The sequence below is a fragment of the Ruminococcus sp. CAG:379 genome (assembly GCF_000434255.1).
Classification (GTDB): Bacteria; Bacillota; Clostridia; order Oscillospirales; family Ruminococcaceae; genus Ruminococcus_F; species Ruminococcus_F champanellensis.
In genome coordinates this window covers 49,898-50,493 of sequence record NZ_FR894897.1, presented here as the reverse complement: position 1 = coordinate 50,493, position 596 = coordinate 49,898, and the positions used below count along the sequence as shown (strand labels likewise).

The 596-nt window shown below is 59.1% G+C and carries 1 protein-coding gene; it reads left to right on the top strand.

Going from position 1 to position 596, the window contains the following annotated elements; genetic code table 11:
- Positions 1–596 (top strand): ECF transporter S component (locus QVO51_RS06605; protein ID WP_288167947.1); only part of this gene is annotated, 596 nt, incomplete at both ends.

Genomic DNA, 596 nt, shown 5'->3' with positions numbered 1-596 from the left:
TGATGCTGGGAGCGGCTGGCATGCTGCTGTGTGCGGTATGGCTGCAAAATACCCTTGCAGCTTCTGTGCTGATGGTACTGCTGACCTGCGGAGTGATGCTGCTGCGGATTGAGCATCGAGCCTGGCAGGCAGGGGAACTGGTGGTGCTGGCGGTGCTGGTGGCAATGACTGTGGCAGGCAGATTGGCTTTCGCCTGGACACAGTCCATCAAGCCGGTAGCAGCCCTTGTGATCCTGACCGGCTTGTATCTGGGGCGGGAATCCGGCTTTCTCTGCGGTGCTTTGGGAGCACTGCTGTCCAATTGCTATTTCGGTCAGGGCATGTGGACTCCTTTTCAGATGCTTAGCTGGGGGCTGATCGGCTACGGCGCCGGAATCCTTGCCCGTTATGCCTGGTTTCACAGGCTGCCGGTGCTGTTGCTCTATGGCGCTTTGTCCGGCATCTTCTTCTCTCTGGTGATGGATATCTGGACGGTACTCAGTGCCCAAGGGGAGATCACCCTTGCCCGGTATGGTGCGGCGATCTTGACCGCTGCGCCGGTGACTGCGGTGTATGCGGTGAGCAATGCAGCATTCCTGCTGGTGTTGACCAAGCCC